The sequence below is a fragment of the Bacillus sp. GBSW19 genome (assembly GCF_002998655.1).
In the GTDB taxonomy this organism is placed as follows: Bacteria; Bacillota; Bacilli; order Bacillales; family Bacillaceae; genus Bacillus.
The window spans coordinates 1-24,458 of sequence record NZ_PVRF01000005.1 but is presented as its reverse complement, the minus strand read 5'-3'; the positions used below and the strand labels follow the sequence as shown (position 1 = coordinate 24,458).

Genomic DNA, 24,458 nt, shown 5'->3' with positions numbered 1-24,458 from the left:
CTTTTAATCTTCGGGTTATACCCTAGTCACTTGCTCTAATCGTTTCTGCTATTCTTTTGTGACTGCGTCACGTTCAAGATCGACAGGTGCGAGGTCTGCAGCATCTTCGTCATTAGATAACGCTAATCCGTCTGCTTTCTTCGTTTCCTCATCGTCTTCTAAATCTCTCATTTCTATCTCTTCTTCATCGCCAGATAGGATTTTGACATCCATACCTAAACTTTGAAGTTCTTTAATTAACACTTTGAATGATTCAGGGACACCTGGTTCAGGGACGTTATCCCCTTTGACGATGGCCTCGTATGTTTTCACACGACCTACAACGTCATCCGATTTAACTGTTAAGATCTCTTGAAGTGTGTATGCTGCACCGTAAGCTTCAAGCGCCCATACTTCCATCTCTCCGAAACGCTGACCACCAAACTGTGCTTTACCGCCAAGTGGCTGCTGCGTAACAAGTGAGTATGGGCCAGTTGAACGAGCGTGAAGTTTATCGTCAACCATGTGAGCCAGTTTGATCATGTACATGATTCCGACTGATACACGGTTATCGAATGGTTCACCAGTTCGACCGTCATAAAGGACTGTTTTCGCATCACGGGACATACCTGCTTCTTCAAGCGTTTCCCAAACATCTTCCTCGCGCGCACCATCAAATACTGGTGACGCAATGTGGATGCCAAGGTAACGTGCAGCCATACCCATATGAAGCTCAAGTACCTGACCGATGTTCATACGAGATGGTACCCCTAGAGGGTTTAACATGATATCAATCGGTGTTCCATCTGGAAGATACGGCATATCTTCTTCTGGAAGGATTTTAGAGATAACCCCTTTGTTACCATGTCGTCCGGCCATTTTGTCACCTTCAGAAATTTTACGCTTCTGAACGATGTATACGCGGACTAACTGGTTTACACCTGGAGGTAATTCATCTCCATCTTCACGGTTAAAGACTTTGACGTCGTGGATAATTCCGCCGCCGCCGTGTGGAACACGTAGAGACGTATCACGCACTTCACGAGCCTTTTCACCGAAGATTGCATGTAATAGACGTTCTTCAGCTGTTAGTTCTGTTACACCTTTAGGCGTTACTTTCCCTACAAGAAGGTCTCCGTCTTTTACTTCTGCACCAATACGGATGATTCCGCGCTCGTCAAGGTTGCGTAAAGCATCTTCCCCAACGTTTGGAATATCACGAGTGATTTCTTCCGGTCCAAGCTTTGTATCACGAGCTTCTGATTCATATTCTTCAATATGAATAGACGTGTAGACGTCATCTTTTACAAGGCGCTCACTCATGATGATCGCATCCTCGTAGTTATAACCGTCCCAAGTCATGAAGCCGACCATGACGTTACGTCCTAGAGCCAATTCACCTTTTTCCATTGAAGGACCGTCTGCAAGGATTTCTCCTTTTACGACTTCATCTCCAACACTTACGATTGGACGCTGGTTGTAGCAAGTCCCTTGGTTAGAGCGGACAAATTTCAGCAAGCTGTATTTGTCTAGATTCCCTTTGACTTGTTGTCCATCAACGTCTTCATAGCGACGAACCCAAATATTTTTCGCTTCAACACGTTCTACAACACCAGGGTAGCGGCAGATAACAGCAGCACCAGAGTCTTTCCCTGATACATACTCCATACCTGTACCAACAATCGGTGATTCCGGCTGCATCAAAGGCACAGCCTGACGTTGCATGTTCGCTCCCATTAGAGCACGGTTAGAGTCATCGTTTTCTAAGAATGGGATACATGCTGTCGCTGCAGAAACAACCTGCTTTGGCGAAACGTCCATGTAGTCAACGCGGTTTCGAGGAACAACTGTGTTTTCCCCTCTGAAACGAGCAATGATATTATCATCGATAAACGAACCATCTTCACCTAATATAGCATTCGCTTGTGCTACAACGTAGTTATCCTCTTCATCAGCAGTTAAGTAATCGATTCTCGGTGTCACTTTACCTGTTTCAGGGTCAACCCGGCGGTAAGGTGTTTCAATAAAGCCGAAGCGATTCACTTTTGCAAATGAAGATAGAGAGTTGATCAAACCGATGTTTGGACCCTCTGGTGTTTCAATCGGACACATACGGCCATAGTGAGAGTAGTGAACGTCACGAACTTCCATTCCTGCACGCTCACGTGTCAAACCACCCGGTCCAAGCGCCGACAGACGACGTTTGTGCGTCAATTCAGCAAGCGGGTTTGTTTGATCCATGAACTGAGAAAGCTGAGAGCTACCAAAGAACTCTTTGATAGAAGCGATCACAGGACGGATGTTGATCAGTTGCTGAGGTGTGATCGTGTTTGTGTCTTGGATCGACATTCTTTCACGAACAACACGCTCCATTCTGCTTAAACCAATACGGAATTGGTTTTGCAGAAGCTCACCTACAGAACGCAGGCGACGGTTACCAAGGTGATCGATATCATCTGTGTCACCTACACCATGAAGAAGGTTGAAGAAGTAACTGATCGATGCAATGATGTCAGAAGGCGTGATGTTTTTCACAGCTTCCTCTACGTATGCATTCCCGATCACGTTGATCACTTGCTCGCCTTCTTGATCAGACGGTGCATAAATCTTAATAGATTGAAGTTCTACTTCATCTTCTACTACGCCACCATTTGGATAAAGCTTTCTAAATCCGATGCCGTTTTCTAAGTATGGAAGAACTTTATCAAGAACTCTTCTGTCTAAAATTTGACCTTTTTCTGCTAGAATTTCACCTGTTTCAGGGTCAACTAACGTTTCAGCCAATTTTTGATTGAACAGTCTATTTTTAATATGAAGCTTTTTATTAATCTTGTAGCGTCCAACATTAGCTAGGTCATATCTCTTCGGATCGAAGAAGCGAGAGTCTAGCAGGCTTTTCGCATTTTCAACAGTTGGCGGCTCTCCAGGACGGAGGCGCTCGTAGATTTCGAGAAGTGCTTTATCCGCATTCTCTGTATTGTCTTTTTCCAGCGTGTTGCGTAAGTATTCATTCTCGCCAATGAGGTCAAGAATCTCTTGATCAGAGCTGAAGCCGAGAGCACGCAAAAGAACCGTAACCGGCAACTTACGTGTGCGATCGATGCGTACATAGACTACATCCTTCGCATCAGTTTCGTATTCTAACCATGCGCCACGGTTTGGAATGACAGTCGCAGTAAAACCTTTTTTACCGTTTTTGTCTACTTTACCACTGAAATATACACTTGGAGAACGCACTAACTGAGAAACGATTACACGTTCCGCACCGTTAATGATAAAAGTACCTGTGTCTGTCATGATTGGGAAATCACCCATGAACACATCTTGGTCTTTTACTTCTCCAGTTTCTTTGTTAATTAAACGAACTTTTACTCTTAGTGGAGCAGAGTAAGTTACATCACGTTCTTTTGATTCTGCTACAGGATACTTAGGATCCCCTAGGCTGTAATCAATGAATTCAAGAGAAAGGTTACCAGTAAAATCCTCAATTGGGGATATATCTTGAAACATCTCTCTAAGACCCTCATCAAGAAACCACTGATAAGAAGAGGTTTGAATTTCAATGAGATTTGGTAATTCTAACACTTCGCTTATGCGTGCGTAGCTTCTGCGCTGGCGGTGTCGTCCATACTGAACTAGTTGACCTGTCAACTGATTCACCCCTCAAATCATGCGTATTATATGTGTAAAAAGTATTTCAGCCTTTCAAATGTCAGTAAAGAAATACTTTTACAAGACAAAAGAAAAAAGGGTTTCTAAAATAAGAAAACCACATCCAAAAACAAATACCGATTTTATTAGTTTTCCCAAGTATGCATAATTTATACAAAATAGTTGTTTTTTAAGCCTATCAAGCAAAATATACACATTGGCATTTTATAATGTTAACACAGCTAGGAAACTGCGTCAAACTTTTTTAGCTTTGATAATATAGTAGCCCTTTTTTTTCAATACAACCTCGACTTCTCCAAAGAGCTGTTCTAATTTTTCAATCGCAGATGGTCCGCCCTGCTTTTTCTGAATAACCACCCACAACTCACCTTCCGGCAATAAATGATCAGCACTTTTTTCAAAGATCGCATGTACAACTTTCTTCCCTGCCCGTATTGGGGGATTGGTCAGTATAGAGGCAAAAGCAGCTGATGAATGAACATTCGAGAACAAATCACTTTGATAGATGCGGACATTATCAATGCGATTATGTTTAGCGTTTTCCTTTGAAAGTTCGACTGCTCTTTCGTTCACATCAATCATATGAATGGTGCGGCTCGTCATTTCGTATGCTAACGATAAGCCAATCGGTCCATAACCGCAACCGACATCTAAGACATCGCCATCCACGTCAGGTTCTTCAAAAGCTTCAATTAAAAGCCTTGAACCAAAGTCGACTTCTTTCTTAGAAAACACTCCACTGTCACTTGTAAAAGTAAAGGTACGGTTTCTCAAGGTGAAGTCCCATGTCTGTTTATTGCTTTTCACTGATGGCTTTTCCGTATAATAGTGGTCACTCATGATGAATGGACCTCCTCTGGATTCAATCGTTTCAGGAGAATAGAAAAGAAAAAGCCCGCCAGTAAAAGCGAGCTTTCCCAAAAGATTAGGCGAAGATTACTTAACTTCTACAGAAGCGCCAACTTCTTCAAGCTTAGCTTTAAGTTCTTCAGCTTCTTCTTTAGCAATACCTTCTTTAAGTGGTTTTGGAGTGTTGTCAACAAGTTCTTTAGCTTCTTTCAAGCCAAGACCAGTGATTTCACGAACCACTTTGATAACTTTGATTTTTTGGTCTCCAGCACCAGCAAGTACTAGATCAAAATCAGTTTTCTCTTCAGCAGCGGCACCACCAGCTGCAGCTACAGCTACAGGAGCAGCAGCAGTTACGCCAAATTCTTCTTCGATTGCTTTTACTAAGTCGTTTAACTCAAGTACAGTTGCTTCTTTAACTGAAGCAATGATTTCTTCGATATTTAAAGCCATTTGTAATTCCTCCATTTTAAGTTTTTTACGTTAAGTACGCATTAAGCGCCTTGTTCTTCTTTTTGTTCTGCAACTGCTTTAGTAGCAAGAGCAAGGTTACGAACTGGAGCTTGAAGAACGCTAAGCAACATAGAAAGTAAGCCTTCGCGAGACGGAAGTTCCGCAAGAGCCTTCACTTCTTCTACAGTCGCTACGTTTCCTTCGATGACACCAGCTTTGATTTCTAAAGCTTCGTGGCTTTTCGCAAATTCGTTGATGATTTTCGCAGGTGCGATAACATCTTCGTTACTGAATGCGATAGCGTTTGGACCTGTTAAGAAATCGTTTAAACCCGTTAGTTCAACTTGTTCAACTGCACGGCGAGTCAAAGTATTTTTGTAAACTTTGAATTCTACGCCAGCATCACGAAGCTGTTTACGAAGTTCAGTCACTTCAGAAACTGAAAGACCACGGTAATCTACAATTACAGTAGACATACTGTCTTTAAATTTAGAAGTAATTTCATCAACGACAACTTTTTTAGTATCGATTGCATTGCTCATGGTTACACCTCCTGTACATTCTTTGTGTAACACTTATACCGATCAGGCCATCACGTTCCTAACGAACGGTTCTCCATATAAAAAGCCTCCATTAAGACATGGAGGCTGTATATACAAGCATACGTTAACGTAAGACTGTGACATATACACCTCGGCGGGTTAATTAAGCCATAAGGCCCCTGCTGTCTACGGTATAAATGGACATATTCTATTTTACAACATTTTGATATTATCAAAACGATTGTGATAAGTCAAGATTTATTTTGCAGAGAAAGAAGATGGATCCACTTTCACGCCAGGGCCCATAGTAGTTGTAACAGAAACGTTTTTCACGTATACACCTTTAGCCGCTGCAGGTTTTGCTTTAAGGATTGTATCATAGATTGTTGCAAAGTTCTCAACAAGCTTTTCGTCCTCGAAAGAAACCTTTCCGATTGGCGCGTGGATGTTACCAGCTTTATCAACGCGGTATTCTACTTTACCAGCTTTGATTTCATTGATTGCTTTTTCTACTTCGAATGTAACAGTTCCTGTTTTAGGGTTTGGCATAAGACCTTTTGGTCCAAGTACACGACCGATCTTACCAACTTCACCCATCATGTCAGGTGTTGCAACGATTACATCGAATTCGAACCAGCCTTGTTGGATTTTAGTGATGTAATCAGAATCTCCAACGTAGTCTGCTCCAGCAGCTTCTGCTTCTTTTGCTTTTTCGCCTTTAGCGAACACAAGAACGCGTTGAGTTTTACCAGTTCCGTTAGGAAGTACAACTGCACCGCGGATTTGTTGATCGTTTTTACGAGGGTCTACACCCAAACGAAAAGCAACTTCTACAGTCGCATCAAATTTCGCTGTATTTGCTTTTTTTGTAAGAGAAACAGCTTCAGCTACATCATACGCTTTAGTACGTTCGATCAGCTTAGCAGCTTCTACATACTTTTTACCTTTTTTAGCCATTATAAAAATCCTCCTTATGTGGTTTTAGCGGAATAACCTCCCACGAATAAGGGTTGCGAACTTGTCAAAACCAAACTCGCAACCCAACAAGACAATAAATTAATCTTCGATGACAATACCCATACTGCGTGCAGTACCTTCAACCATGCGCATAGCTGATTCAACGCTAGCAGCGTTTAAGTCAGGCATTTTTGTTTCCGCGATTTCGCGTACTTTATCACGCTTAACAGTTGCCACTTTATTACGGTTAGGTTCACCAGAACCAGACTCAATACCAGCTGCTTTTTTAAGTAAAACTGCAGCAGGTGGAGTTTTAGTAATAAATGTAAATGAACGGTCTTCAAAAACCGAAATTTCAACAGGAATGATAAGACCAGCTTGGTCAGCTGTACGAGCATTAAACTCCTTACAGAATCCCATGATATTAACACCGGCTTGACCTAGTGCAGGTCCAACTGGTGGAGCTGGGTTAGCTTTTCCAGCAGGAATTTGCAATTTAACAACTTTAACTACTTTTTTAGCCACGAGACACACCTCCTTAAAGTCCGTGATGTGGTAATAGGGGAATCCCCCTCCCACTCAACAACTTCATTCTTTATATGAATGACGAAATAACTAGCTAGCGATCTTGAGCGAACTCAAGACGTACCTTTGCTATATTACCACTTCTATACACTCATTTCAAGCTCTTTTGAATTACAATTTATCGATCTGCGTGAACTCAAGTTCCACGGGTGTTTCTCTACCAAACATATTAACGAATACTTTGACTTTGCTTTTATCGTAATCAATCTCTTCGATAGAGCCTGTGAAGTTAGCAAATGGTCCGTCGATTACCTTGACTGTTTCTTTCAATTCAAAGTCGATTTCTGTTTTGCGTTCTTCAAGACCCATTCTCTTCAGAATGGTTTCGGCTTCGCCTGGCAGCAGCGCTGTCGGCTTTGAGCCTGATCCAGCTGATCCAACGAATCCTGTGACACCTGGTGTATTACGAACAACATACCAAGAGTCGTCAGTCATCACGATTTCCACTAGGACATAGCCAGGGAATACTTTCTTTTTGACGACTTTTTTCTTACCATTTTTAATATCTGTTTCTTCTTCTTCTGGTACGACAACGCGGAAGATTTTATCCTGCATGCCCATTGATTCAACACGCTTTTCCAAGTTTGCTTTTACTTTGTTTTCATAGCCAGAGTACGTATGCACAACATACCAATTCTTTTCCATTTCGTTCAGGACTATTCAGTCCTTCCCTCCCCACATTTCGTAATGTCTATTTGACGAATCTCGAGTACCGGTAAATATTTTCAAGCAATTGAAAAAACCCGTAAAACGGGTTTTTTGGCAAGTCATATTATGATCTATTATAGCACGTTCAGCAGACCATTATTCAAGTATTAATGAATTAATTCGATTAATTGTGAGATTCCTATATCAAGAAAAGAGAAAAAGATTGCAAAGAATACGACTGTTAAAATAACCGTGATTGTGTAGCGAATCATTTCGTTTTTCTTTGGCCAGCTGACCTTTTTCATTTCTTTCCCGACACTTTTTAAGAAACTGATAATACGCATGTAAAAGACCTCCACAGATTAAAGAACGCAAATCTTACTTCGTTTCTAAATGTGTTTTATGTGAATTACAAGTCTTGCAATATTTCTTAACTTCTAATCTTTCAGCTGCTGAAGCATCACTTTTCATTGTCGTATAATTGCGGCTTCCGCAGTCTTTACAGGCTAGAGTAATCTTTTTCCTCATATTTACACCTATTTTCTCGACATCATTTCCTTAGTACCTTATCACAGTGTCGAAAAAGCTGTCAATATAGGTTTGATTAGAGACTAATCTCGCGAAGCTCTAAATATTTCTCTAATTTTCTCTTTACTCTTTGGAGTGCGTTATCAATTGATTTCACATGACGGTTTAAATCTTCAGAAATCTCTTGATAGGATCTGCCATCAAGGTAAAGCACAAGTACCTTTCTTTCCAGCTCACTTAGTAGTTCCCCCATTTTCATTTCAATATCATCAAATTCTTCTTTGCTAATGATTAAATCTTCTGGGTTAAGCGCTTTAGCACCGGAAATGACGTCCAACAATGTTCTGTCTGATTCTTCATCATATATTGGCTTGTCTAATGATACATAGGAATTTAACGGGATATGTTTTTGGCGAGTAGCTGTTTTAATTGCGGTGATAATTTGGCGGGTAATACATAATTCTGCAAAAGCCTTAAATGAAGTAAGCTTGTCCTCTCTGAAATCGCGGATAGACTTATAAAGTCCGATCATCCCCTCTTGGACAATGTCCTCTCGATCCGCTCCAATCAAGAAATAAGATCTTGCTTTTGCACGTACAAAATTGCGGTATTTCGTTATTAAGTAATCTAGCGCATCACTATCTCCGACATGAACCCTTTCAATGACTTGTTCATCTTCCAACTGGCAAAATTGCTCTCTGATGGATTTATCCTTGCTGTTGTTTAGATTCACTTCGATCCCCCCGACCGCACCTAGATAGAAATATTATACATTAATGGTTGAAATATCGTCAAGCTATTCCAGATTCCCACGCCGCCATTTTTCAAACGTTTTCAATACATCTTCTGACAATTCAATCTTGGATACTGGTTTATCAGAAGTAATCTTTTTGACTCTCGTCTCTATCTTTCGTTCGATCACTTCAATCTCTCTCAAAAGCTCTCGAGCCGACTTCCGAAGAGCTCCTTGTCCAAAAATTGCCCATTGTTCTGTGAAGTCTGAGGTCGCCACATGAATTTGCGTCCGAACATTATTCAAATCCTGGGCCAGCTTTTCAATCCGCTCATCAGCTGTTTCATTCTCTCTCGTAAAGATGACCTCTACTCGGTGGTTGATCCGCTTTTTTTCGATCCCTTTGACCATATGGGCATCGAATACGACAATGACTCGATACCCTGTGTATGCTTGATATTCTGCTAAATTTTGAATCAGCACGTCTCTGGCTTCTTCAAAGCTGTTTTCCTTTAAGTGCTGCAGCCGAGGCCATGCACCTATCATGTTGTATCCATCGACTAAGAGGATCTCCATCTCTATTCTCCTAACGGATAACGTTTTCGATACACTTCATACATCAATAGACTAGCGGCAACTGATGCGTTTAACGAAGTGACCTTCCCGGCCATAGGCAACTTAATCAGAAAATCACACTTTTCCTTGATCAATCGGCCAATCCCTTTTCCTTCACTGCCAATCACAAGAGCAAGCGGCATCGTGCCATCAAATTGTCTATAATCCTGTTTGGCAGACGCATCTGTTCCCGCGACCCAGATTCCTCTTTCTTTCATCTCATCAAGAGCTCTTGAAAGATTGGTGACCTTGGCAACAGGAATATGTTCAATTGCCCCAGTAGATGCTTTGGCAACGGTTGTCGTTAAGCCGACCGCTCTCCTTTTCGGAATGACAATCCCGTGTGCACCTACAGCATCTGCTGTACGCATAATGGATCCTAAATTATGAGGATCTTCAATTTCATCTAAAATAAGAAAAAACGGCTGTTCATTCCGCTTTTCGGCGATTTGATACAGGTCGTCCAATTCCGCATATTCATATGCTGCTACTTGTGCAACGATTCCCTGGTGCTGACCTGTTACCATTTGATCAAGCTTTTTCCTCGGAACATACTGAATGGTGATATTTTGTTTTTTAGCGAGTTCAATGACCTGCTGGGCTTGTCCTTTTACAGTGTTTTCTGCCATCCAGAGCTTGTATAACTCCCGATCTGACTTCAGTGTTTCAATCACTGCATTTTTCCCAATCACATAATCATGTTGCTGACTCATTTGTCTTCCTCCCTGACGTTCCGATTTCAATCGCCTGACTAATCAGCTCTTCTAAGCGTTCGTCCTGCTTTTCAATAAATAAATAACCCATGAGCGCTTCAAGCGCCGTACTATAACGATACGTTTGAACGTCTGTGTTTTTAGGCACTGTGCCTGATTTTGCATTTCTTCCTCTTTTCAGCACTGCTTCTTCTGCTTCAGTGAAAAAGCCTTGCTGCTGAAGCGTAAATAAAATAGCTGCCTGAGATTTAGCTGAAACAATCTTGCTTGCTCGTTTGTGCAGCTCATTTGGTTTTGTCGCCCCCGTTTGGAGGAGGTGATGCCTCACATAGACTTCAAAAATGGCATCACCCATATAAGCAAGCGCAAGTCCGTTCAACTGTTTACCGTCTTTCAGCTTTTCAAAATTCAACATGACCTATTCTCCTCTTTTCCAGCGAGTACCTTGAGGAGTGTCCTCCAATACAATATTCATGCTCTTTAACTGGTCACGAATTTGATCAGATAGCGCAAAGTCACGATTTCTTCTAGCCTCATTGCGTTTTTCAATTAACGCTTCTACTTCTTCGTCAAGCGTGTGCTTTTCTTCTAATGAGAAGCCAAGAACAGACGTGATTTCTTGGAATAAGCCGATAAATGCCTTGATCACTTCCTCCGAAGTATGATCATTTTCCATATAATAATTCGCCTGTTTCGCAAGTTCGAATAAAACAGAAATTGCATTTGCCGTATTAAAGTCATCATTCATTTCAGAAATAAATGTCGCACGCTGCTCTTCAATCTTCGCCAGCCATTCAGCATTGTCTTCTGTGATATTCGTGCTGCTCTCAAGGCGATGATGTAAATTAGCATACGACGTTTTGAGTCGGTTAAACGCACTCTTTGTACTCTCTAGTAAATCCATTGAGTAGTTAATTGGATGACGGTAGTGAACCGACAACATAAAGAAGCGTAGCACATCAGGATCTTGTTCTTTCACAATGTCATGCACGAGCACAAAGTTGCCAAGTGATTTTGACATTTTTTCATTCTCAATATTAATATATCCGTTATGCATCCAATACTTCGCAAAAGGTTTCCCTGTCAAAGCCTCGGATTGAGCGATTTCATTTTCATGGTGAGGGAAGGTTAAATCCTGTCCGCCAGCATGAATGTCGATCGTATCACCTAAATATTTTTTAACCATGGCCGAGCATTCGATGTGCCAGCCTGGGCGTCCTTCGCCCCACGGGCTATCCCATGAGATTTCTTGATCCTTTGCAGCCTTCCATAAAGCAAAGTCCAGTGCATCTCGTTTCTTCTCACCTACACGAATACGAGCACCTGTCTTCAGTTCATCAATCGACTGGTGCGAAAGCTTTCCGTAGCCTTCAAATGAGCGTGTGCTGTAATACACGTCGCCATCCGCTTCATAGGCGTAGCCTTTTTCAATCAATGTCGCAATAAATGCAATGATATCATCCATATTTTCCGTCACTCGCGGGTGAAGGTCAGCTTTTTTGCAGCCTAGTGCACTGACGTCTTCAAAGTAGGCTTGGATAAAGCGGTCAGCAATCGTCGGAACATCTTCTCCGAGTTCATTGGCTGCTTTGATGAGTTTATCATCCACATCTGTAAAGTTTGATACAAAGTTCACATCATAGCCGCTGTATTCTAAATACTTACGTACAGTGTCATAAACAATAGCAGGTCTGGCATTCCCGATATGAATGTAGTTATAAACGGTTGGTCCGCACACATACATCTTGACCTTTCCTGGTTCAAGCGGGACAAATTCTTCTTTCTTACGTGTCAATGTATTATAAATATTGATTGTCATGATTGTTCTTCCTTTCTGCTCAATGAAGCCAGCTCACCTTTTAGCTTTTCCATTTCTCGTTCCAATTCTTTGAAACGATCGGAAATTGGATCTGGCAAATCTTGATGATTGAGATCACGATTGATTTTCTTTCCATTTTGAACGACGACTCGCCCAGGTATACCGACAACGGTGGAATGGTCTGGTACGTCCTTTAACACGACTGACCCCGCACCAATCTTGGCCCCTTTTCCGACTGTAATGGAACCAAGCACCTTTGCACCTGTCGCAATGAGGGCATCGTCTAAAATGGTCGGGTGCCGCTTTCCCTTTTCTTTCCCTGTTCCCCCTAGTGTCACGCCTTGGAAAACAGTGACGTTGTCTCCAATTTCACATGTTTCCCCAATCACCACTCCCATGCCGTGGTCAATGAAGAAGCGCCTGCCAATGGTTGCCGCAGGGTGAATTTCCACCCCTGTGAAAAACCGGCTGACCTGAGAAATGATCCGCGCAAGAAAGTACAGCTTACGCTTATAAAATGCGTGCGCGATACGATGAGCCCAAATCGCATGAAGCCCTGAATAGGTTAGCACTACTTCAATATAGCTTCTAGCAGCAGGATCTTGATCAAACACAGTATCAATATCTTCTTTCAGCATTTTGAAAAACACATGCTCCCCCCGTTCTTCCCCATCAATCTCTCTTAGGACTTGCTCTCTTTTTTGGACAAATAAAAAACGCCTCTGCCAAATGACAGAGACGTTTTGAAAACGCGGTTCCACTCTGTTTAGAAAGCCCTCATTTTGCAGCCTTCTCAACTTAATCCCATAACGGAGGGTACCGCCCTTGCATACTAACGTACACGTGTTCCTCAAGGGTCTTGAGGGTGCATTTCCAACGTCTGCCCATAAGTCTCTTTCAGCCGGTGAAGACTCTTTCTGTGATGGACGAAAACATTGTACTTCTCCCTCGCAACGATTTCCTTATATTTGCTTAATGCGGTTTAATACCGTTTCTTTACCTAGTAGTTCAATACTTTGCGGAAGTTCTGGGCCATGCGTTTGTCCTGTGACAGCCACACGAATTGGCATGAATAGTTTCTTGCCTTTATGCCCTGTTTCTTTTTGTACCGCTTTAATAGCAGCCTTGATTTCATCAGGTGTGAAAGACTCAAGCCGTTCAAGCTGACCAGCAAAAGATGCCATGACTTCTGGTACTTGCTCCTCTGCTAAAACTTCCTTTGCCTCTTGATTATACTCAATTTGCTCCTTAAAGAACAACTCTGTTAACTCAACAATTTCTGCTCCATAGCTTAATTGTTCGTGATACAGAGAAATAAGCTTGCGCACCCACGTGTTTTCTTCTTCTGTCAGCTGCTCGCTTACCTTGCCTGCCTTTTGAAGATGCGGAAGTGTTAACGCAACAACCTGATCAAGATCAAGTGCCTTCACGTATTGGTTATTTACCCATTTTAGTTTATGCATATCGAATAGAGCTGGTGACTTAGAAAGTCGGTTTACATCGAAAATGTCGATGAATTGCTCTTTTGTAAACAGTTCTTCTTCGCCCACCGGAGACCATCCAAGTAGTGCAATGAAGTTGAACAGGGCTTCTGGTAAATAGCCCAAGTTTTTATATTGCTCGATGAATTGAATAATGGATTCATCACGCTTACTTAATTTTTTGCGGTTCTCGTTCACAATCAGCGTCATATGTCCGAATAGCGGAACATCCCAGCCAAATGCGTTGAAGATCATGATTTGTTTAGGCGTATTCGAAATGTGATCCTCTCCGCGGAGAATGTGAGTCATTTTCATCAAATGATCATCCACTGCTACAGCGAAGTTATAAGTTGGCGTGCCGTCTTTCTTCACAATGACAAAATCACCGATGCCGTCTGTCTCAAATGAAATATCGCCTTTGACCATGTCGTCAAATTTGATGATTTCTCCTTTTGGCACTCGGAAGCGGATACTTGGCTCTCTTCCTTCAGCGATCAGCTTGTCCTCTTCTTCTTTTGATAAATGGCTGCATTTACCAGAATATCGAGGCATTTCACTGCGGGCGATTTGTGCTTCACGCTCTTCCTCTAGCTCTTCAGCCGTACAATAGCACTTATACGCCAAGTCTTTCTCTAGCAGCTCATCATAATATTTTTTGTAAATCTCATTACGCTCTGATTGTCTGTAAGGACCATAGCCGCCATCTTTATCAATGCTCTCATCCCAATCAATACCGAGCCATTGCAGGTGGCGAAGCTGGCTTTCTTCTCCGCCTTCTACATTACGCTTTTGATCCGTATCTTCGATTCGAATAATAAATTTGCCGCCTTGGCTGCGTGCGAACAAATAGTTGAAAAGAGCCGTTCTAGCATTCCCAATATGTAAATGACCAGTTGGACTCGGTGCATAACGAACACGCACTTCATTTCCCATGAGTTTAACTTCCTTTCATCTGCATCATGTTGTCTGACACCAATTTTTTATAAACGTATTTTATCATCAAATCCCATTCTCATCAAAATGGATTTCACTTTTTCTGAAGAAGCACTGTTGCCTGAGAGGCAATTCCTTCGCCTCTTCCTGTAAATCCAAGTTTCTCTGTCGTTGTTGCTTTCACATTCACCTGTGTGACATCTGCCTCAAGCGCTTCTGCAATCTTCTCACACATTGGTTGAATGTAAGGTGCCATTTTGGGCTTTTGCGCCATGATGGTGCAATCAATATTCACAAGTGTGTAGCCTTTTTCCTTTACTAGTGCCCACACATGCTGCAGTAATTTAAAAGAATCCGCATCCTTAAACTCAGGATCTGTGTCTGGGAAATGTCTGCCGATATCTCCTTCAGCAATCGCACCTAGGCAGGCATCTGCCACTGTGTGAAGCAGTACATCAGCGTCTGAATGCCCAAGCAGCCCCTTTTCATATGGGATGGTGACCCCGCCGATAATCAAAGGTCTTCCCTCTGTTAATTGATGTACATCAAAGCCTTGTCCTATTCTCAACATGATCTAGTACCCTCTTTCCGCATCCATAATTGCCTTGGCAACCAATAAATCATCCGGTGTCGTCAGCTTAATATTGGTGTAATCTCCTTGGACAATATACACGTTTTCACCATGTAATTGTTCCACAAGACTGGCGTCGTCTGTTCCAAGAAAGCCGGTCCGCTCCGCATATTCATGCGCCTCTTTTAAAATAGAATGACGAAAAGCTTGTGGGGTCTGGACTGCCCACAAGCTCTGACGTTCAATGGTTTGTTCCACTTTGCCTTCTTGAACGCGCTTGATTGTGTCTTTCACTGGTACCGCTACAACTGCGGAGCCTTTTTCAATCGCTGCTTTAACGAGCAAGTCAATCTGTGTATGCTTAATAAAAGGCCTTGCCCCATCATGAACAAGCACGATGTCTGCATCTTTCACAGCCTTTAATCCTTCGTATACACTTTGCTGACGTTCTTCACCGCCAGTGACAAGTGAAACAGGCGTTTGAAAAGCGTGTACCTTGAGTAGCCTTTCAAAGTCTTGACGCTCCTCTTCATTGATCGCTAGGATCATGCGTTTGCATTGCGAATGATCGTCAAACACCTTTAGTGTATGAATAATGACCGGCATTCTTTTCAGCTCAATAAAAAGCTTATTGCGGCCGGCCTTCATTCGTTTCCCCTGCCCCGCAGCCGGAATAACTACTTCATAATACATGTTCGTTCTCCCTTTAGAGCGCCTTCTCCAGAAGTTTTGGCTTCGCAAAAATCATTCTTCCAGCAGCAGTCTGCAGCACACTTGTGACGAGCACATCGATGTCTTTTCCAATGTAATTGCGTCCTTCTTCGACCACAATCATCGTACCGTCATCTAAGTAAGCAACACCTTGGTTATGCTCTTTCCCATCTTTAATGACCTGTACCTTCATTTCTTCCCCAGGTAGCACAACCGGTTTCACCGCATTGGCTAGATCATTGATGTTTAACACTGCTACTTTTTGAAGTTCGCATACTTTATTTAAATTAAAATCATTTGTCACAACAACACCTGAAGTTAATTTAGCGAGCTTCACAAGCTTGCTATCAACCTCTTGAATGTCTTCAAAGTCACCTTCGTAAATTTCAACTTTGATATCTAATTCTTTTTGAATACGATTTAAAATATCAAGACCTCTTCGGCCTCTATTTCTCTTTAATACATCAGAAGAGTCTGCAATATGCTGTAATTCCTCGAGCACAAATTGAGGAATGACCATGACACCTTCTAAGAATCCAGTTTGACAAATATCTGCGATTCTTCCATCAATGATAACACTTGTGTCTAAAATTTTCAGCTTTTTATCTTCTATTTCAGGTTCATCATCAGCTGCTCCTTTTTTCTTGGTGACCTTTGCAGATCGGGAGAACAGCCCCATCATTTCATCCTTCTTCTTAAACCCTACCTGAAATCCAAGGTATCCTAAAAAGAAAGCCAGGAAAATCGGAATAATGGTACCAAAAATATGATATGGGATATTGTTTAGCGGGATCACGTTTACAATAAGATATGCTAGAATAAGTCCAAATACTAATCCGAAACTTCCAGATATAAGATCAGGAAGAGGCGCCTTTAATAGAGAATCCTCGATCCATTTCACCCAATTAACCACATAGCCTGTGCACCATTTGCCGATGATAAAGAACACAGCGGCTCCTATTAGTGCTGAAGAGTAAGCATTTGTTATGAAAGGTATGTCCTTTACATTTAACAGCAGAAATAACTCTGGAATGATAAAAATCCCTACAACTGCACCAAAAATGATAAAAAACGCCTGAACGATTCTTTTTAACATACCTTCACCTCCTTTATTTTTCATCTGTCAATCCACCCTCACCTGACATTGATATATGTTTAAGTTTCCTATCATAATCAACAGAAAACAAAAGCATCATTAATATACCCATATTCATCCATTTTTAACCGTGTTTAAGAAAAATTTCTCTCCTTATAGCTGGCGGTCGATATAATGTTTTTCTTGCAGTCTTTTTAATCCTTTTTTTATCTTTTTCGCTCTTACTTCTCCAATTCCTTCTACTTCATCCAAATCTTGTACATCCGCTTCCATAATTCGATCTAACACACCGAACGCTTCAACCACGTTTTCGACGATTGGCATAGGCAGTCTAGGGATTTTGTGAAGCAATCTGTAGCCTCTTGTGTACACATATTCGTCAATATTTGTAGAAGCTGGATAGCCAAGTAACTTGTACAGAATGGAGTCATCTAAAAGCTCAAAGCTAGACATATCTTGGAGCTGTTTAAGCAGAACATATGGATCTTTAATCTTTTCTTTCACGTAATCTTTAATAAATAAAGCCGCTTCCTGCTCCATATCTGTAATCAGTTCATTGACTTGCAGACGGATCAAATGTCCTTCTGTTCCGAGCTCTTTGATATACATATTGATTTCATTTTTGATTCTAAGCACCATCTCGTAACGATGCAGCACGGATAATACATCACCAAAGGTCACAAGCTCTTCAAATTCTAGGGCGCTTAGCGCAGAAATGGCGTGATCTAAAATGGTTTTATATTTCTCAAGTGTTTGTATGGCTTGGTTGGCCTTCGTTAAAATAAAGCCAATATCTTTCAGCGTATAACGACGATTCCCTTGGTATAAGGTAATGACGTTCCTCCGTTCAGAAATCGCAATGATTAAGCAGCCTGTCTGCTTCGCTACACGTTCAGCAGTACGGTGCCTCATGCCCGTTTCCGATGAATGGATGGTTGCATCTGGCATCAGCTGTGTATTCGCATACAAGATCTTTTGACCAGAATCGCTTAAAATAATGGCTCCATCCATCTTAGCCAATTCATATAAGTGTGCTGGGGAGAAGGCAGAGTTAATATGAAACCCTCCATCTACAACACTCTTGACTTTGTCGTTATAACCAACAACAATGAGCCCGCCAGTATTGGCCCTCAGGACATTTTCGATCCCAGCCCGAAGAGGTGTCCCTGGTGCCACAAACTGTACGATATCTAAGAGATCGAGTTCTCTCGCTCCTTTTTTCTCTTTTTCCATTTCTATGATCCCCCTAGTGAAATTCGAAGTGCCTCCGCTACATTTTCTACACCGACTAACTCAATCCCTCTCGGCTTTTTCCATCCATCTATATTCGCCTGAGGAATAAACATTCGCTTAAATCCTAGTTTCGCAGCTTCCTGCACACGCTGTTCAATTCTTGATACTCTTCTGACTTCTCCCGTCAGACCGACCTCTCCTATAAAGCAATCCGCTTGATGCGGCGCTGCGTCTTTAAAGCTTGAAGCAATACTGACGGCAATGGCCAAGTCAATCGCTGGTTCGTCAAGCTTCACACCGCCTGCGACCTTTAAATACGCATCTTGGTTTTGCAGCAGCAGTCCGACACGTTTTTCTAAAACCGCCATGAGCAATGACACACGATTATGATCAAGGCCTGTAGCCATTCTCCGTGGATTTCCAAAGCTTGTCGGTGAAATTAATGCTTGTATCTCGACAAGAACAGGTCTTGTTCCTTCCATTGAGGCAACAACACACGATCCAGATACACCTGCCGAACGTTCTTCTAAGAAAATTTCGGATGGGTTTAATACTTCCGTGAGTCCTTCCTCTCTCATTTCAAAAATCCCTAGTTCATTCGTCGAGCCAAATCGGTTTTTCACCGCACGTAAGATACGAAACGTATGATGACGCTCGCCTTCAAAATAAAGAACCGTGTCCACCATATGCTCTAAAAGGCGTGGACCTGCGATCGAGCCTTCTTTGGTCACGTGACCAACGATAAATATTGGAATACCATTTGTCTTGGCAATTTTCATCAGCTGTGCTGTACATTCTCTCACTTGAGATACAGACCCAGGAGCTGACGTAATATCGCTTTGATAAACGGTTTGAATCGAATCCACCACGACAAAAGCGGGTTTCATCTCTTGTATAGCAGACGTTATATACTCCATATCGGTTTCAGCCAAAACATGTAAAGAGGTGCTTTTTATGCCGAGGCGGTCCGCTCTTAGCTTCGTTTGTTTAATGGACTCCTCACCAGATATGTATAATACATTCTGATTTTTGTCTGAGAGCTGTGCTGATACTTGTAATAATAATGTGGACTTCCCAATCCCAGGATCTCCGCCAATGAGAACAAGAGAGCCTTTGACAATTCCACTTCCTAATACTCGGTTAAATTCTTCTAAATTCGTTTTGATTCGGGGTTCATCTGATGTTTCAATTGCAGATATAGGTGAAGGTTTTTGAATGGTTTGAACAGAATGATTAAAAGCGCTTCGACGGTTTGCCGGCTCTTTGCGAACGACCTCTTCTGTCATACTGTTCCACGTGCCGCAGCCTGGACATTTCCCCATCCATTTGGCTGACTCATAACCGCACGATTGGCATATAAATTTTGATTTTGTCTTAGCCATAGATTGAAGAATACAACTCCTTATACTGATCAGAAAATAAGTAAAGGGAGGCATACACTTTACTGGTATGCCTCACACTTTTTTCTTACTATATTAGTTCGTAGCAGCCGTCGTTTTTACGACAATTTCTCCATCTTCCACATCTAATACGATATGTTGACCTTTTTCAATATTACCCTTCAGAAGCTCCTCAGAAAGTCGATCCTCCACATGCTTTTGAATCGCTCTTCTTAACGGGCGCGCACCGTACTCAAGATCTACACCTTCGTCGGCAATCTTCGCTTTTGCTGCTTCCGTCAATTCGATTGAAAGGTCTTGTTCTTTTAATCGTTTCGTCAATTGATCAGACATGAGAGACACGATCTCTTTTAGATGTTTCTTTTCAAGTGAATGGAAGACAATGATTTCATCAATACGGTTGATGAATTCTGGTCTAAATGCACGCTTCAACTCGCCCATCACTTTGCCTTTCATATCCTTGTAATTTTGTCCTTCATCCTGCACATTAAAGCCAACATATTTATTTCGCTTCAATTCACTAGCTCCAACGTTGGATGTCATGATCAAAATCGTATTTCTAAAGTCAACGGTACGCCCTTTAGAATCAGTCAGACGACCATCTTCTAACACTTGTAGCAAAATGTTGAATACATCTGGATGTGCCTTTTCAATCTCGTCTAAAAGCACAACAGAATAAGGTTTTCTTCTCACTTTTTCAGTCAGTTGACCGCCTTCTTCATAGCCAACATAGCCTGGAGGTGACCCAACAAGTCTAGATGTAGAGTGTTTTTCCATGTATTCAGACATATCAATACGGATCATCGCTTCTTCATCACCGAAAATAGACTCTGCGAGTGCTCTTGCAAGCTCCGTTTTACCAACCCCTGTTGGGCCTAAGAAGATAAAGGAGCCGATTGGACGTTTTGGATCTTTTAGGCCAGCACGCGCACGTCTCACAGCTTTTGCTACAGCGACAACCGCTTCATCCTGCCCGATCACACGAGAATGGAGCAATTGTTCCATATTGAGAAGCTTATCTGTTTCTGTTTGTGCAATTTTTGAAACAGGCACTCCCGTCCAGCTAGAGACAACCATTGCGATATCATCCACTGATACCTCTGAATTCTCCTGTCCTTGCTTTTCTTTCCAAGATTTCTTTGTGACTTCTACTTTTTCACGCAAACGCTGTTCCGTATCGCGAAGAGAAGCTGCTTTTTCAAATTCCTGACTTTGAACAGCAGCATCCTTTTCCTTGCGTACTTCATCGAGCTTTTGCTCTAGTTCTTTTAGGTTAGGCGGTGTTGTGAAAGAACGTAAGCGGACTTTCGAACCTGCCTCATCAATTAAATCAATCGCCTTATCTGGAAGGAAACGATCAGAAATATAACGGTCAGACAGCTTCACCGCCGCCTCAATCGCTTCATCCGTAATGGACACACGGTGATGTGCCTCATAACGATCTCTAAGTCCTCTTAAGATTTGAATACTTTCATCAACAGATGGCTGATCCACTTGAATTGGCTGGAAACGTCGTTCAAGCGCAGCATCCTTTTCAATATATTTACGGTACTCATCTAACGTTGTCGCCCCGATACATTGAAGCTCTCCACGTGCTAAGGATGGTTTGAGAATATTAGATGCGTCAATCGCACCCTCTGCTCCACCAGCACCAATGAGTGTATGAAGCTCATCAATGAAGAGAATGATATTTCCTGCCTGACGAATTTCGTCCATGACTTTTTTCAAACGATCCTCAAATTCACCACGATATTTCGTTCCCGCTACAACGGTTCCCATATCAAGTGTCATCACTCGTTTATCGCGCAGGATTTCAGGCACTTCATTATGAATAATTTGCTGCGCAAGACCTTCAGCGATGGCTGTTTTACCAACACCAGGCTCACCAATCAGCACAGGGTTATTTTTTGTTCTTCTGCTTAGGACCTCAATGACACGCTGAATTTCTTTGCTTCGTCCAATGACAGGGTCCAAACTGTCTTCTTTCGCAATAGCTGTTAAATCCCTTGCCAAGCTATCTAATGTTGGTGTATTTGCATTGCTGTTAGAGCCAGCGGCAGATGCACCTGTTTCATTGCTGCCAAGCAGCTGCAGAACTTGCTGACGTGCTTTATTTAAGCTCACTCCGAGGTTATTTAAAACGCGGGCAGCTACACCCTCTCCCTCGCGAATAAGACCTAATAGAATATGTTCTGTCCCTACATAGGAATGACCTAGCTTTCTTGCTTCATCCATTGAAAGCTCAGTGACCTTCTTCGCTCTAGGCGTATAATGAGGAATAGCTTGAGACACCTCTTGCCCTCTTCCAATCAAGCTTTCGACTTCTTTTTGGATTTTATCTGAAACAAGGCCCAGTGCTTCTAACGCTTTTGCGGCGATGCCCTCACCCTCACGTACTAGACCAAGTAAAATGTGCTCAGTACCAATGTTCTTATGGCCTAGGCGAATGGCTTCTTCTTGTGCAAGTGCTAATACCTTTTGAGCTCTTTCAGTGAATCTTCCAAACATCATATCGTTTCATCCTCCTGTCCATTCCTATGCATTTCTAAACGCAGCCTTTCTCTAATAATCGCTGCTCGTTTTATATCTCGTTCATTTGGCTCCAAAGCTCCTCCTGAGTACTGTTGAAGAAAGCCTGGCTGAGTCAAAATCATGAGTTCATTCAGTATATTACTTGAAAGCCCCTTAATGATACCTAAATCAATTCCAAGCCGCACATCTGACAAACACTTTGCTGTTTCCTTTGATTCAATCATACGACAATTGGACAATATCCCTAAGGAACGGTACACTCTGTCCTCAAGTTCAATTTGAGATGTTTGATATAACGCCTTTCGTGCAGATCGCTCTTGTTCAATGAGCTGAGCGGTCACACTATTTAAGTCATCTACAATATCTTCTTCTGATTGACCAAGTGTCATTTGATTTGAAATTTGAAAGATGTTCCCTATTGCTTCGCTACCTTCACCATAAATTCCTCTGACTACAAGACCTAATTGATTAATGGCCGGAATAATCCGATTCATTTGTCTTGTGAGGGCTAAAGCTGGTAAATGCATCATGACCGATGCCCTAATACCTGTACCTACATTAGTTGGACAGCTTGTTAAGTATCCCCGCTTTTCCGAAAACGCATAATCCACTTGCTCTTCAATCCAGTCATCTATCTGATTAGCCGCTTTTAATGCATTGGCTAGTTGGAAACCTGGGAATAAGCATTGGATTCGAATATGGTCTTCTTCATTCAGCATCACACTGATTTCCTCATTTTCAGAAAGCAAACAACCGCCAAATCTTGATTCTGCTAAGTTTGGGCTGATCAAATGCTTTTCAACAAGTACTCTCTTGGCTAAAGGCTGCGTTTCATTCATACGAATCAGAACAAAGTTTCCGATGTCCTTCACTTCCTGGCTAGCAAACTTTTGCTCGAATTGCTGGAGGACAGCTTCAGCCTCTTCTTGAGAAAACTGAGTTGGGAAACGAACATGCTCTAGGTTGCGTGCTAGCCGGATTCGACTGCTTAGAACAATGTCACTTTCTGGTCCTTTTTGTTTCATCCATTGACTTAAAGCGTCTTGAATAAAATGCTGGAGCGACATGTTGTTAATCTCCCTCCCTCTGCTGAGATTGTTCATGCTCTAATGCACGAATTTGATCTCGAACTTCCGCTGCCTTTTCGAACTCTTCTTGTTCAATTAACTGTTTCAGCTCTTGCTGCATCATCTCAAGTTTCCGGCGGACATGAAGACTGCCGGCAATCCGTTTAGGCACTTTTCCAATATGGACTGTATTTCCACTATGGACTTTCCGTAAAACAGGGTTCAGATACTGATCAAATGAACGATAGCATTCTGCACAGCCAAAACGGCCTGTTTTTCTGAATTGTTGAAAGGTTAAGCCACACTTAGGACATTGATCCACTTCTCTCGCTTCTTGAAAAATGGATGATCCCTTATTAGCACTTGTGGTGAAGCTAGGATCAATATTCAATAAACCTGATAATAAGTTGTGAATCGAGAAACCCTGGTTTCCACTCATAGCATATGAATCACTGTTTTCTTTTGCACATTGTTCACATATGTGCATTTCTTGTTTTTCTCCATTTATAACTTTCGTAAAGTGAAAAGTGGCTGGTCTCTCATTGCATTCTTGACAAATCAATCTTTTCACCCGCTTTACTTTAATTTCAAAGCATTTAACATCGCTTTCATCATCCGAGCCCGCAATTCATCTCGTTCAGGTAAATCAATGTGCAAAACAGAACGGTCCATGACACTGATCATCATCTTAGCTTCTCTTTCAGATAAAATGTTATTTTCTACAAGACGCATGATGATATGATCAGAGGCAGCCTGTGATAAACGATGATATATTTGGGAAATAATGTTGTTCAATAAGTCGACTTCATCATTCATTTTGACTTTAATGATGCGGATATAGCCACCGCCGCCACGCTTACTTTCAACGATATAGCCTCTCTCGCTCGTAAAGCGTGTATTGATAACATAGTTAATTTGTGAAGGTACGCATTGAAACTTATCTGCAATTTCATTGCGCTTAATTTCTAATATTTCTCGACCATTCTGATCCAAGACTTCCTTCAAATACTGCTCGATGATATCAGAAATATTTTGTGCCACTCCGCCTCCTCCTCCATTGACTTTGACTATATTTGACTTTAACCTTACTATAAATTTTTTCGATCGATTTTTCAAGATAATCGCTCAACTAAGAATATTATTTCCACATTTATATGGTGTCAAACCTCTCAAAAACACAAAAAAGACCAGTTCCGTATGGAACTGATCCTTAGAAAAGCTTGGCGGCGTCCTACTCTCACAGGGGGAGACCCCCAACTACCATCGGCGCTGAAGAGCTTAACTTCCGTGTTCGGTATGGGAACGGGTGTGACCTCTTCGCTATCGCCACCAAACCTGATG

At 42.0% G+C, this 24,458-nt stretch carries 25 protein-coding genes, 1 rRNA gene and 2 other annotated features; all 26 genes read right to left on the bottom strand.

The annotated features are described in order from the left end of the window. Positions 1-48: 48 nt before the first annotated feature. A complete protein-coding gene (gene rpoB, locus C6344_RS17925; RefSeq protein ID WP_003217223.1) occupies positions 49-3,630 on the bottom strand; it encodes a DNA-directed RNA polymerase subunit beta in 3,582 nt (1,193 codons plus the stop codon). Between the two features lie 255 nt (positions 3,631-3,885). Further along, positions 3,886-4,491, bottom strand: a complete 606-nt coding sequence (locus C6344_RS17920; protein WP_106037492.1) for a class I SAM-dependent methyltransferase — start codon at positions 4,489-4,491, stop codon at positions 3,886-3,888. Between the two features lie 96 nt (positions 4,492-4,587). After that, entirely contained in the window at positions 4,588-4,953 is a 366-nt protein-coding gene (gene rplL, locus C6344_RS17915; protein WP_003216952.1) for a 50S ribosomal protein L7/L12, read from the bottom strand. Between the two features lie 41 nt (positions 4,954-4,994). Beyond that, the gene (gene rplJ, locus C6344_RS17910) at positions 4,995-5,495 is read right to left on the bottom strand and encodes a 50S ribosomal protein L10 (RefSeq protein WP_034665618.1); all 501 of its coding nucleotides are present in this window, start codon (positions 5,493-5,495) and stop codon (positions 4,995-4,997) included. Positions 5,496-5,564: 69 nt separating this feature from the next. Continuing rightward, positions 5,565-5,705: a sequence feature (ribosomal protein L10 leader region), on the bottom strand. Between the two features lie 48 nt (positions 5,706-5,753). Continuing rightward, entirely contained in the window at positions 5,754-6,452 is a 699-nt protein-coding gene (gene rplA, locus C6344_RS17905; protein ID WP_034665623.1) for a 50S ribosomal protein L1, read from the bottom strand. A 99-nt stretch (positions 6,453-6,551) separates the two neighbouring features. Continuing rightward, the gene (rplK, locus tag C6344_RS17900) at positions 6,552-6,977 is read right to left on the bottom strand and encodes a 50S ribosomal protein L11 (RefSeq protein WP_003216956.1); all 426 of its coding nucleotides are present in this window, start codon (positions 6,975-6,977) and stop codon (positions 6,552-6,554) included. A gap of 171 nt (positions 6,978-7,148) precedes the next feature. Next, on the bottom strand, positions 7,149-7,682 hold the full coding sequence (gene nusG / locus C6344_RS17895) for a transcription termination/antitermination protein NusG (RefSeq protein WP_003217197.1): 534 nt from the start codon (positions 7,680-7,682) through the stop codon (positions 7,149-7,151). Positions 7,683-7,852: 170 nt separating this feature from the next. Beyond that, entirely contained in the window at positions 7,853-8,029 is a 177-nt protein-coding gene (gene secE / locus C6344_RS17890; RefSeq protein WP_003216942.1) for a preprotein translocase subunit SecE, read from the bottom strand. 34 nt (positions 8,030-8,063) lie between these two features. Then, positions 8,064-8,213 (bottom strand): 50S ribosomal protein L33, encoded by a 150-nt coding sequence (gene rpmG, locus C6344_RS17885; protein WP_012008694.1) that lies wholly within the window; start codon positions 8,211-8,213, stop codon positions 8,064-8,066. Positions 8,214-8,289: 76 nt separating this feature from the next. Further along, positions 8,290-8,946 carry an RNA polymerase sporulation sigma factor SigH gene (gene sigH / locus C6344_RS17880; RefSeq protein WP_003217132.1) on the bottom strand — a complete coding sequence of 219 codons (657 nt, stop codon included), beginning with the start codon at positions 8,944-8,946 and terminating at the stop codon, positions 8,290-8,292. A 63-nt stretch (positions 8,947-9,009) separates the two neighbouring features. Further along, a complete protein-coding gene (gene rae1 / locus C6344_RS17875; protein WP_060595377.1) occupies positions 9,010-9,522 on the bottom strand; it encodes a ribosome-dependent mRNA decay endonuclease Rae1/YacP in 513 nt (170 codons plus the stop codon). Between the two features lie 2 nt (positions 9,523-9,524). Continuing rightward, complete coding sequence (rlmB, locus tag C6344_RS17870; protein ID WP_034665632.1) at positions 9,525-10,274, bottom strand: 23S rRNA (guanosine(2251)-2'-O)-methyltransferase RlmB; 750 nt, start codon at positions 10,272-10,274, stop codon at positions 9,525-9,527. Beyond that, positions 10,258-10,689 (bottom strand): Mini-ribonuclease 3, encoded by a 432-nt coding sequence (locus tag C6344_RS17865; RefSeq protein WP_034665636.1) that lies wholly within the window; start codon positions 10,687-10,689, stop codon positions 10,258-10,260. The genes rlmB and C6344_RS17865 overlap by 17 nt, the downstream gene beginning before the upstream one ends. Before the next feature lie 3 nt (positions 10,690-10,692). Continuing rightward, complete coding sequence (cysS, locus tag C6344_RS17860) at positions 10,693-12,093, bottom strand: cysteine--tRNA ligase (RefSeq protein WP_060595376.1); 1,401 nt, start codon at positions 12,091-12,093, stop codon at positions 10,693-10,695. Beyond that, positions 12,090-12,743: a serine O-acetyltransferase gene (cysE, locus tag C6344_RS17855; RefSeq protein WP_012008691.1), complete on the bottom strand. Its 654-nt coding sequence runs from the start codon at positions 12,741-12,743 to the stop codon at positions 12,090-12,092. The genes cysS and cysE overlap by 4 nt, the downstream gene beginning before the upstream one ends. A gap of 81 nt (positions 12,744-12,824) precedes the next feature. Next, positions 12,825-13,056: a binding site (T-box leader), on the bottom strand. Next, entirely contained in the window at positions 13,056-14,507 is a 1,452-nt protein-coding gene (gene gltX / locus C6344_RS17850; protein WP_060595375.1) for a glutamate--tRNA ligase, read from the bottom strand. It overlaps the preceding feature by 1 nt. Before the next feature lie 94 nt (positions 14,508-14,601). Next, a complete protein-coding gene (gene ispF, locus C6344_RS17845; protein ID WP_003216928.1) occupies positions 14,602-15,078 on the bottom strand; it encodes a 2-C-methyl-D-erythritol 2,4-cyclodiphosphate synthase in 477 nt (158 codons plus the stop codon). 3 nt (positions 15,079-15,081) lie between these two features. Further along, positions 15,082-15,771, bottom strand: a complete 690-nt coding sequence (gene ispD / locus C6344_RS17840; protein WP_106073168.1) for a 2-C-methyl-D-erythritol 4-phosphate cytidylyltransferase — start codon at positions 15,769-15,771, stop codon at positions 15,082-15,084. A gap of 13 nt (positions 15,772-15,784) precedes the next feature. After that, positions 15,785-16,885 (bottom strand): PIN/TRAM domain-containing protein, encoded by a 1,101-nt coding sequence (locus C6344_RS17835; protein WP_003217214.1) that lies wholly within the window; start codon positions 16,883-16,885, stop codon positions 15,785-15,787. Positions 16,886-17,038: 153 nt separating this feature from the next. Further along, on the bottom strand, positions 17,039-18,118 hold the full coding sequence (gene disA, locus C6344_RS17830) for a DNA integrity scanning diadenylate cyclase DisA (RefSeq protein WP_012008686.1): 1,080 nt from the start codon (positions 18,116-18,118) through the stop codon (positions 17,039-17,041). A gap of 2 nt (positions 18,119-18,120) precedes the next feature. Further along, the gene (radA, locus tag C6344_RS17825; protein ID WP_034620767.1) at positions 18,121-19,500 is read right to left on the bottom strand and encodes a DNA repair protein RadA; all 1,380 of its coding nucleotides are present in this window, start codon (positions 19,498-19,500) and stop codon (positions 18,121-18,123) included. 93 nt (positions 19,501-19,593) lie between these two features. Further along, entirely contained in the window at positions 19,594-22,029 is a 2,436-nt protein-coding gene (clpC, locus tag C6344_RS17820; RefSeq protein WP_034665649.1) for an ATP-dependent protease ATP-binding subunit ClpC, read from the bottom strand. Then, the gene (gene mcsB, locus C6344_RS17815) at positions 22,026-23,117 is read right to left on the bottom strand and encodes a protein-arginine kinase McsB (protein WP_034665652.1); all 1,092 of its coding nucleotides are present in this window, start codon (positions 23,115-23,117) and stop codon (positions 22,026-22,028) included. Before mcsB ends, clpC begins: the two co-directional genes overlap by 4 nt. Positions 23,118-23,121: 4 nt before the next feature. Continuing rightward, entirely contained in the window at positions 23,122-23,679 is a 558-nt protein-coding gene (gene mcsA / locus C6344_RS17810; RefSeq protein WP_060595374.1) for a protein-arginine kinase activator protein McsA, read from the bottom strand. A 14-nt stretch (positions 23,680-23,693) separates the two neighbouring features. Further along, on the bottom strand, positions 23,694-24,158 hold the full coding sequence (locus C6344_RS17805) for a CtsR family transcriptional regulator (protein WP_003217184.1): 465 nt from the start codon (positions 24,156-24,158) through the stop codon (positions 23,694-23,696). 177 nt (positions 24,159-24,335) lie between these two features. Then, positions 24,336-24,451: ribosomal RNA gene (gene rrf, locus C6344_RS17800) — 5S ribosomal RNA — on the bottom strand. Positions 24,452-24,458 lie beyond the last annotated feature (7 nt).

Excerpts from the sequence above, each read along its gene's own strand:
- C6344_RS17920 (WP_106037492.1), bottom strand. The coding sequence starts at position 4,491 with ATGAGTGACCACTATTATACGGAAAAGCCATCAGTGAAAAGCAATAAA.
- rplL (WP_003216952.1), bottom strand. The coding sequence starts at position 4,953 with ATGGCTTTAAATATCGAAGAAATCATTGCTTCAGTTAAAGAAGCAACT.
- rplJ (WP_034665618.1), bottom strand. The coding sequence starts at position 5,495 with ATGAGCAATGCAATCGATACTAAAAAAGTTGTCGTTGATGAAATTACT.
- rplA (WP_034665623.1), bottom strand. The coding sequence starts at position 6,452 with ATGGCTAAAAAAGGTAAAAAGTATGTAGAAGCTGCTAAGCTGATCGAA.
- nusG (WP_003217197.1), bottom strand. The coding sequence starts at position 7,682 with ATGGAAAAGAATTGGTATGTTGTGCATACGTACTCTGGCTATGAAAAC.
- secE (WP_003216942.1), bottom strand. The coding sequence starts at position 8,029 with ATGCGTATTATCAGTTTCTTAAAAAGTGTCGGGAAAGAAATGAAAAAG.
- rpmG (WP_012008694.1), bottom strand. The coding sequence starts at position 8,213 with ATGAGGAAAAAGATTACTCTAGCCTGTAAAGACTGCGGAAGCCGCAAT.
- rae1 (WP_060595377.1), bottom strand. The coding sequence starts at position 9,522 with ATGGAGATCCTCTTAGTCGATGGATACAACATGATAGGTGCATGGCCT.
- rlmB (WP_034665632.1), bottom strand. The coding sequence starts at position 10,274 with ATGAGTCAGCAACATGATTATGTGATTGGGAAAAATGCAGTGATTGAA.
- C6344_RS17865 (WP_034665636.1), bottom strand. The coding sequence starts at position 10,689 with ATGTTGAATTTTGAAAAGCTGAAAGACGGTAAACAGTTGAACGGACTT.
- cysS (WP_060595376.1), bottom strand. The coding sequence starts at position 12,093 with ATGACAATCAATATTTATAATACATTGACACGTAAGAAAGAAGAATTT.
- gltX (WP_060595375.1), bottom strand. The coding sequence starts at position 14,507 with ATGGGAAATGAAGTGCGTGTTCGTTATGCACCGAGTCCAACTGGTCAT.
- ispF (WP_003216928.1), bottom strand. The coding sequence starts at position 15,078 with ATGTTGAGAATAGGACAAGGCTTTGATGTACATCAATTAACAGAGGGA.
- ispD (WP_106073168.1), bottom strand. The coding sequence starts at position 15,771 with ATGTATTATGAAGTAGTTATTCCGGCTGCGGGGCAGGGGAAACGAATG.
- C6344_RS17835 (WP_003217214.1), bottom strand. The coding sequence starts at position 16,885 with ATGTTAAAAAGAATCGTTCAGGCGTTTTTTATCATTTTTGGTGCAGTT.
- disA (WP_012008686.1), bottom strand. The coding sequence starts at position 18,118 with ATGGAAAAAGAGAAAAAAGGAGCGAGAGAACTCGATCTCTTAGATATC.
- radA (WP_034620767.1), bottom strand. The coding sequence starts at position 19,500 with ATGGCTAAGACAAAATCAAAATTTATATGCCAATCGTGCGGTTATGAG.
- clpC (WP_034665649.1), bottom strand. The coding sequence starts at position 22,029 with ATGATGTTTGGAAGATTCACTGAAAGAGCTCAAAAGGTATTAGCACTT.
- mcsB (WP_034665652.1), bottom strand. The coding sequence starts at position 23,117 with ATGTCGCTCCAGCATTTTATTCAAGACGCTTTAAGTCAATGGATGAAA.